The following is a 1,502-nucleotide window of genomic DNA, read 5'->3' on the forward strand; positions in this document are numbered from 1 at the left end:
GGAATACGAAGGGACTTCCCACCTTCAGGCAACGGCGTCAAAGCGCCAAGATTGGTGGTGTCGATCATCAATCTGCAGCCATGTTGAAAGGGGAAGTCCATGGACAAGAATACCCAAGTTCCAGCGGTGCGCGTAGGCGTGGATCTCTCTAAGCGAGTCATCCAGGTGCATGCCGTTGACGGCGGTGGCCAAGTGCTGACGAACCGGGCGCTGGCCCGCGACAAGTTCCTGGCTTGGTGTGCGCTACTGCAGGCCGGCTGCATGGTGGTGATGGAGGTCAGCTCCAGCGCACACCACTGGGCCCGGGCCTTGCGTGCGATGGGGCTGGATGCCCGCATCATCTCGGCCCACCTGGCCGCCCCCTATCGCGCCGAGGGCCACTGCGGCAAGAACGACGCCAACGACGCAGCGGCCATCTGCGAGGCGGCGAGCCGCCCTCACATGCGCTTTGTTCCTGTCAAGAGCGTCGAGCAACAGAGCCTGCTGTGCGTGCATCGCCTGCGCGAAGGCCTCAAGGCGGACCGCACGGCCTGCATCAATCGCATCCGCGGCCTGCTGCTGGAGTTCGGCATCGCCGTGCCCAGTGGATCCAGAGCCCTGCGCCTGGTGCTGGACGAGTTGCTGGAGGACGGCGCCAACGAGATGAATGGCTTGGCACGCATGACGCTTCGCCGGGCGCAGGCGCAGTGGCGTGAGCTGGACGAGCACCTGGCCTGGTGCGACGAGCGACTGGCCTCGCATGAGCAGGAGAACCCGGAGGTGCGTCGCGCCGGGCAGCTCATGGGCATCGGCCCCGTTGGCGCATCAGCGGCCGTCGCCACAGTCGGGGACTTCAAACAATTCAAGAGTGGGGCCCAATTCGGCGCCTGGCTGGGCCTGGTGCCCAGGCAGCATTCCAGCGGTGGCAAGCCCCACCTGGGCACCATCACCAAGCGCGGCGATGCCTATCTGAGGACCTTGCTGATCCAGGGCGCCAAATCCGTGGTCAACACCGCCCACACGCGCAGCGATCCGATCTCGCGTTGGGTCTTGGCCCTCAAGGAGCGCTCGGGCTGGCAGAAGGCCGTCGTCGCCCTGGCCAACAAGAACGCCCGCATCCTCTGGGCCGTCATGACCCGCGGCGAGCGCTTCGATCCCCATCACATCAGCCTCAAGCCCGGCGCCACCCTGCCGAGCTGAGGCTCCAACTTCCATGCACGACGACACACAGAAGATGCACTGACAGGTCAGACCGGCAGCAGGCAAGCTCGACTAACCAGTGGTGGCAAGTGGTCTTCGGACCCAGTCCACGCGAATGGAATGGAGCCCTGCTGAGCGGTTCGTATCTGGGTCCGCAGCGCCAGCGCACCTGCCGGCGACTGCAACAAGGCCGTCTGTAGAGTGGCAGTCTGTTCTCTGTTCAGCCCTTCGTCCGAGTCGGCGTGTGCAATCCAGATCAATCGGGGTCAGGTCTTGCGGGGGAATTCAATGAGACGGTGTTGACGCGGTGGGAAGTCCCTGTA

Annotated in this window: 1 protein-coding gene; it reads left to right on the forward strand. The window is 64.6% G+C overall.

The features are described 5' to 3' along the window. Positions 1–99 precede the first annotated feature (99 nt). Entirely contained in the window at positions 100–1,179 is a 1,080-nt protein-coding gene (locus ABDJ40_RS24665) for an IS110 family RNA-guided transposase (protein ID WP_347613763.1), read from the forward strand. The last annotated feature ends 323 nt before the right edge of the window (positions 1,180–1,502 follow it).

The sequence above is a fragment of the Roseateles flavus genome, from assembly GCF_039872765.1.
GTDB lineage: Bacteria > Pseudomonadota > Gammaproteobacteria > Burkholderiales > Burkholderiaceae_C > Roseateles_B > Roseateles_B flavus.